This window comes from Pseudonocardia sp. KRD291, from assembly GCF_019263595.1.
Classification (GTDB): Bacteria; Actinomycetota; Actinomycetes; order Mycobacteriales; family Pseudonocardiaceae; genus Pseudonocardia.
In genome coordinates this window covers 1-6766 of the sequence record NZ_JADQDD010000312.1, presented here as the reverse complement: position 1 = coordinate 6766, position 6766 = coordinate 1, and the positions used below count along the sequence as shown (strand labels likewise).

Sequence of the window (6766 nt, the reverse complement as noted above, 5' to 3'; positions counted from 1 at the left end):
AACGCCTCCCCGGCGCGGATCTTCATGGGCGACACCGGGTCGCGGCGGCGGCGACCAGCGCGTGGTCGGGCCTGCGCCCGGGGCTGGTCACGACCAGGTCGGTGCCGTCGGGGATCTCGTCGGAGGCGCAGCGCCCCACCCCGGGGGCCAGCGCGGCGAGCTTCGACGGGTCGTCGTCGGAGACGGTGACCCGCGCACCGGCCCCGGCGAGCGCCTCGGCCGCGGCGAGCCCGGACACCCCGGCTCCCGCCACGAGCACCGCGCGCCCGGCGACGTCCACCCCGGCCGTCACTGTCCCGGGACCGAGGCGCTCAGCCACTCGCTGTAGAAGATGCCCAGCCCCATCGCCGCGCACATCGCCGCGAGCAGCCAGAAACGGATGATCACCGTGGTCTCGGCCCACCCGGCGAGCTCGAAGTGGTGGTGGAACGGGGCCATCCGGAACAACCGCCGCCGCGACGTGCGGAACACCAGGATCTGCAGGGTCACCGACAGCGTCTCCACCACGAACACGCCGCCGATGACCAGCAGCAGCAGCTCGGTCCGGGTGACGATGGACAGCCCGGCCAGCAGGCCGCCGAGCGCGAGCGACCCGGTGTCGCCCATGAAGATCCGCGCCGGGGAGGCGTTCCACCACAGGAAGCCGATGCAGCCGCCCATCGCGGCGGCCGCGACCAGGGCGATGTCGAGCGGGTCGCGCACCTCGTAGCAGCCGGCGCTGGCCACCATGGCGCAGCTGTTCCGGAACTGCCAGAAGCCGATGATCACGTAGGTGCCCAGGACCATCGCCGCGGTGCCGGCCGCGAGCCCGTCCAGGCCGTCGGTCAGGTTCACCCCGTTCGACCAGGCGCCGATGATCAGGTTGCAGAGCAGCACGAACCCGATCGCACCGAACGAGAGCACCGTGATGTCGCGGACGAACGAGAGGCTGTCCGATGCGGGGGTGAGGTTGCGCTCGTTGGTGAACCGCAGCGCGAGCACCCCGAACACCGTCGCGGTCAGCACCTGCCCGACGATCTTGGACGTCTTGTTCAGGCCGAGGTTGCGCTGGCGGCGGATCTTCAGGAAGTCGTCGACGAACCCGACGATGCCCAGGGCGGTGGTCAGGAACAGGACCAGCAGCGCGGAGGCGGTGATCGGCTCGCCGGTGAACAGGTGCGATCCCAGGTAGCCGACCCAGATGGCCAGCAGGATCGCGACGCCGCCCATGGTCGGGGTGCCGCGCTTGGACTGGTGGCTCTGCGGGCCGTCCGCCCGGATCTCCTGTCCGAACCCCTGCCGGGAGAAGAACTTGATCAGGTACGGCGTGAGCAGGATGGACAGGGCCAGCGCGATGCCCGCGGCCAGGAAGACGCCTCTCACCGGGTCACCAGCCCGGTGCGTGCCGCGTCCGCCGGCGGGGCCGGCTCCAGCAGGCCGGCCGCGACCCGTTCCAGCCCGGCGCTGCGGGAGGCCTTGACGAGCACCAGGTCGCCGGGCTCGAGCCCGGCGCGCAGCAGCGCCAGGGCCTCGCCGACGTCGGCGACGTGGTCGGCGCGCTGTCCGTAGTCGGGGCAGCCCACCGCGACCAGGCGGTCCACGCCCTGCTCCCCGGCCACGGCGGCGATCTCGGCGTGCACGTCCGTGCTGCCCTCCCCGATCTCGGCCATCGGCCCCAGCACGGCCCAGCTGCGACGGTGCGCGTCGCCCTCGCCGGCCATCGATCCCAGTGCTCCCAGCGCGGCGCGCATGGCCTCCGGGTTCGCGTTGTAGGCGTCGTTGACCACGGTCACCCCGTCCGCGCGGTCGGTGACCTCCATCCGCCAGCGCGAGGCCGGCTCCGCGGCCGAGAGCGACCGGGCCACCTCGGCGACGTCCGCCCCCAGCTCGAGGGCGACCGCGGCGGCGGCCAGGGCGTTCGACACCTGGTGCGCGCCGACCAGCCGCAGCGCCACCGGCGCCGACCCGGACGCGGTGACCAGGCGGAAGCGGGCCCGCCCGGCGTCGATCGTCTCGTCCTCGGCGCGCACGTCCGCACCGGCCGAGCGGCCGAAGGTGACCACGCGGGCCACCGTGCGCGACGCCATCGCGGCGACGGCGGCGTCGTCGGCGTTGAGCACCGCGACGCCCCCGGCGCCGCTCGTCACGCCCGGCAGTGTGGCTCCCGGCGGCAACGCCTCGACCAGCTCACCCTTGGCACGGGCGATCGCGGCCGGCGAGCCGAACTCACCCAGGTGCGCGCTGCCCACGTTGAGCACCACCCCGATCCGGGGCGGGGCGACCGCGCACAGTGCCGCGATGTGGCCGGGCCCGCGGGCGGAGAGCTCGAGGACCAGGTGCCGGGTCGACGAGTTCGCGCGCAGCGCCGTGTACGGCGTGCCCAGCTCGTTGTTGAACGACTCCGGCGGCGCGACCGTCGAGCCCAGCGGCGCGAGGACGGCGGCCAGCAGGTCCTTGGTGGAGGTCTTGCCCGCGCTGCCGGTCACCCCGACCACGGCCAGGCCGGGCAGCGCGTCGAGCACGTGGCGCGAGAGTTTCCCGAGCGCGGCGAGCACGGCGGCGCCGTGCCCGTCCGGGTCGGTGGCGCCGAGGTAGGTGCCGGTGTTGCGGGTGTCCACCGCAGGCACGACGACGGCGGGCGCGTCGACCTCGCGCCCGGCCAGCACCCCGGCCGCCCCGCGCGCCACCGCGGACGCGGCGAAGTCGTGCCCGTCCGCGCGCTCACCGGGCAGCGCCAGGAACAGCCCTCCGTCGGTGACCGCGCGGGAGTCGAACTCCACCGCGGTCACCGTCGGGTCGCCGTCGACCCGGCTGCACCCGCCGCCGGTCACCGCGGCGATCTCGGACAACGTCATGGCGATCATCGCCGCACCTGCCGTCCACCCGTCCCGGCCGCGGCGATCGCCGCGGCCAGCTCCTCGGTGTCGTCGAAGGGGTACTTCACCCCGTGGATCTCCTGACCCGTCTCGTGTCCCTTGCCCGCCACCACGACCGCGTCGCCGGGACGGGCCGCCGCCACCGCGGCCTCGATCGCCGCGCGCCGGTCGCCGATCTCGACGACCTCGCCGCCCGCCGGCTCGCCCGCCGTCCCGGCCAGTACCTCGGCCCGGATCGCCGGCGGCTCCTCGGAGCGGGGGTTGTCGTCGGTGACGATCAGCAGGTCGGACCGGATGGTCGCGGCCGCCCCCATCATCGGGCGCTTGGCCGTGTCCCGGTCGCCGCCGCAGCCCAGCACCGTGATCACCCGTGCGGTGGGGCGGACCTGCGCGCGCAGGGCGTCGAGCAGCGCGGCGACCGCGCCCGGCTTGTGCGCGTAGTCGACGACGGCCAGGAAATCCTGCCCGGCCTCGACCCGCTGCATCCGGCCCGGGACGGCGAGGGTCGAGAAGCCCTCCGCGGCGACCGCGGGCGGCACCCCGTCGGCGTCCAGGCAGGCGAGCGCGACCAGCGCGTTGGCCACGTTGTACCGGCCGGGCAGGGCGAGAGTGACCGGCTGGGCCAGCCCGTCCGGGCCGTGCGCGACGAACGTCTGGGTGCCGTCGGCGTGCGCGGCGACGTCGCGGGCGGTCCAGGTCGCGTGCACGCCGGGCACGGTGGCGACGGTGACCACGTCGGCATGTCGGTGGGCGAGCTGCCGGTCGGCCAGCTGGCGGCCCCACTCGTCGTCGACGCAGACGACGCCGCGCCGGGCCGGGTCGACACCCGCGGCGCCGCCGCCGAACAGCGTCGCCTTGGCCTCGAAGTAGTCGGTCATCGTGGGGTGGAAGTCCAGGTGGTCCTGGGACAGGTTGGTGAACGCGCCCACGGCGAAGCGGGTGCCGCCGACCCGCCCCAGCGCCAGGGCGTGGCTGGAGACCTCCATCGCCACGTCGGTGACGCCGGCCTCGGCCATCACGGCGAACAGCGCCTGCAGGTCCGGGGCCTCCGGGGTGGTGAACGCGCTGGGCAGCGCCCGTGACGCCGAGCCGGGCACGCTCACCCGGGTGCGCACCGTGCCGAGCAGGCCGGTGGCCCGCCCGGCCGCGGCCAGCCCGGCCTCGAGCAGGTGCCCCACCGTGGTCTTGCCGCTGGTGCCGGTCACCCCGAGCACGCGCATCCGGGCGGTGGGCTCGCCGTAGACGGCAGCCGAGACCGGGCCCAGCACGTCCCGGGGGGACTCGGCGACCAGGACCGGGACGGTCGCGCCGCGCACGTCCGGGCGGTCCAGCCCGGCCGGGTCGGTCAGGATCGCGGCCGCGCCGGCCGCCAGTGCCTGGCCCGCGAAGTCGGCGCCGTGCGCCCGGGTGCCCGGCAGGGCGGCGAACAGGTCGCCGGGGCGGACCGCGCCGGCGCGCAGGGTGGCGCCGGTCACCGAGGCGGGCCCGTCGAGCAGCGGGCCGGGGCCGGCCTGCGCGGCCCGCGGGTTCAGCTCCGCCCCGGCCACCCGGGCGAGCACCGCCACGTCGACCGGGCGCACGTCGGCGGGCCGGTCCGCCAGCGCCGGCGGCGCAGCCGGGGCCTGGTTCGCGGCGGAGGCCTTCGTCGGGATCGGGGCCGTGGACACGTCGCGGAGATTACCGGCGGGCCGGATCCGGTCCGGCGGCAGCACCGGCCCCGACCGGCCGTTCACGGTCCCGTCCGGCGTGCGGGGGTCCCCCGCCGCCGCGCGTCGGCCCCGATGCCGCCACCCGGCGCACACAGTCCCCCGGTGAGCGGTCCCCCGACCCGGTCATCCGCCCTGCCCCGCGCCGTGCGCGCCGAGGCGCCGGCCCCGCACCACCGGCGGCGACCATCCGCCGACCGCACCGGACGACTCACCGGCCGCGGGCCCGTACGCCCGGCGCGGGCGTGACCGTCACTCGACCTGCAGGGTCTGCACCGGCGGCGGGGTGAGCTGCACCGGGATCCCGTCCCGCTGCGCGATGTAGGTCGCGATCTGGTGGAACAGGCCCGCGGCGCTGGTCCCGCCGCGCGGCGCGTCGAGCTCGATGCCGATCACGAAACGCGGGTCCTGGGCCGGGAGCATCCCGGCGAAGGTGATCCAGTACTTCGAGTTCGAGTAGCACCCGCAGGCCGGGTCGACCTGCTGGGCGGTACCGGTCTTGCCGGCCACCTCGTAGCCGGGCACGGCCGCGGCCGGGCCGGTGCCGTTCTGCCCGGGCGACTTCTGGGTCACCGCGGTGAGCATCGTGCGCAGCGTCTTCGCCGACTCCGGGGAGACGACCCGGACCGGCGCGGGCGCCGGGGTCGGTGTCGGGGTCCCGTCCGGCCCGGTGGTCGAGGCGACGATCCGCGGCGGGACCCGGACCCCGTCGTTGGCCACCGCCTGATACATCCCGGCCATCTGCAGCACGGTCATCGACAGGCCCTGCCCGATCGGGAGGTTGCCGAACGTGGAGCCCGACCAGGTGGCCCGCGGCGGGACGCTGCCCGCGCTCTCACCCGGCAGGCCGACGTCGGTGCGCTGCCCGACACCCATCTTGGCCAGCATGTCCGAGAACGCGTCCGGACCGACCTTCTGCGCGGTCATCAGCGTGCCGACGTTGGAGGACTTCGCCAGCACGCCGGTCAGCGTGTACTGGTCCAGCCCGTGGCTCCAGGCGTCCTTCACGGTGCGGTCGGCGACCTTGATGCTGCCGGGCACCGAGAGCACGTCGTCCGGACGGGCGACGCCGTTCTCCAGCGCCGCGGCCATCGTGACGATCTTGTTCACCGAGCCCGGCTCGAACGGCGTGGTGACGGCCTGGTTGCCCAGGCTCTTCGGGTCCGCGCTGAGCAGGTTCGCAGGGTCGAACGACGTGTTGTCGGCCAGTGCCCGGACCTCGCCGGTCTTCGAGTCCAGCACCACCGCCGACCCGCTCTCCGCCCCCGAACGCCCGACGTAGTCGGCCAGCATCCGCTGCACCTGGAACTGGAGGTCGGAGTCGATCGTGAGCTGCACGTCGGAACCGGAGACCGCCGGCTGCTCGGAGCGGGTGCTGCCGGGGATGACGGTCTTGCTGCCCTCGGCGGTGTCGGCGATCTGGAACCCGTCCTGGCCGGCCAGCAACCCGTCGTCGGAGCTCTCCAGGCCGATCCGGCCGACCAGCTTGCGGGCGTCCGCGCTCCACGTGGCCGCACCGATGATGTTCGACGCCAGGTCTCCGCCCGGGTACTGGCGGGCCTCGCGGTCCTCCTCGGCGATCTCCGGGAACTTCTCCCGCAGGTCACGGGCGGGGCCCGGGTCCACCTTGGTGCCGAGCACGACGTAGCCGCGGTCGGACTCCAGCTGCCCGCGCAGCTCGTCGACGCTGTTGCCGGTGACGGCGGCGACCGCGGCCGCCATCTGCGCCTTGTACGCCTGCGCCCCGGCCCCCTTCACCGAGTTGATCAGGCGTGGGTTCGTGACCAGGGCCTTCGACTCGGTGCTGAAGGCCAGCAGGTTGCCGTCGGAGTCCGAGATGGAGCCGCGCTCGGCCGGGATGGTGATCCGGCTGGCGCGCTGCTTCTCCGAGTCCGCGGTCAGCGACCCGGCCTGCACGGTCTGGATCATGACCAGCTTGGCCCCGGAGATGACGAGCAGGGCCGCCAGCAGCACCCAGCCCACCCGCAGCCGGAACCGCGGGTCGTCGGCGGGCGACCGGCGGCGGCGCGGGCGCTGAGGCCCGGCGGTGCGGCGCTGGTTTCCCGGCCGGGGCGGGGCCGCCGTGGGCATCAGCCGGCCCGGGCGGCGGTGTCGGCGCCGCCCCCCGCACCGCCACCGGTGGCACCGGGTGCCGCATCGGAGTCGGACGTCTCCGCCGGCACCGGCGCCGGGGCAGTGGCAGTG

General features: G+C 75.3%; 5 protein-coding genes. All 5 read right to left on the bottom strand.

All coding sequences use genetic code 11. The annotated features are described in order from the left end of the window. Positions 1-22 precede the first annotated feature (22 nt). Entirely contained in the window at positions 23-292 is a 270-nt protein-coding gene (locus I4I78_RS28095; protein ID WP_218614518.1) for an NAD(P)-dependent oxidoreductase, read from the bottom strand. Beyond that, a complete protein-coding gene (gene mraY / locus I4I78_RS28090; RefSeq protein ID WP_218614517.1) occupies positions 289-1362 on the bottom strand; it encodes a phospho-N-acetylmuramoyl-pentapeptide-transferase in 1074 nt (357 codons plus the stop codon). Before mraY ends, I4I78_RS28095 begins: the two co-directional genes overlap by 4 nt. After that, the gene (gene murF, locus I4I78_RS28085; protein ID WP_218614516.1) at positions 1359-2843 is read right to left on the bottom strand and encodes a UDP-N-acetylmuramoyl-tripeptide--D-alanyl-D-alanine ligase; all 1485 of its coding nucleotides are present in this window, start codon (positions 2841-2843) and stop codon (positions 1359-1361) included. The genes mraY and murF overlap by 4 nt, the downstream gene beginning before the upstream one ends. Next, entirely contained in the window at positions 2840-4522 is a 1683-nt protein-coding gene (locus I4I78_RS28080; RefSeq protein WP_308252405.1) for a UDP-N-acetylmuramoyl-L-alanyl-D-glutamate--2,6-diaminopimelate ligase, read from the bottom strand. Before I4I78_RS28080 ends, murF begins: the two co-directional genes overlap by 4 nt. Positions 4523-4813: 291 nt before the next feature. Beyond that, entirely contained in the window at positions 4814-6652 is a 1839-nt protein-coding gene (locus I4I78_RS28075; RefSeq protein WP_218614515.1) for a penicillin-binding protein 2, read from the bottom strand. Positions 6653-6766: the final 114 nt, after the last annotated feature.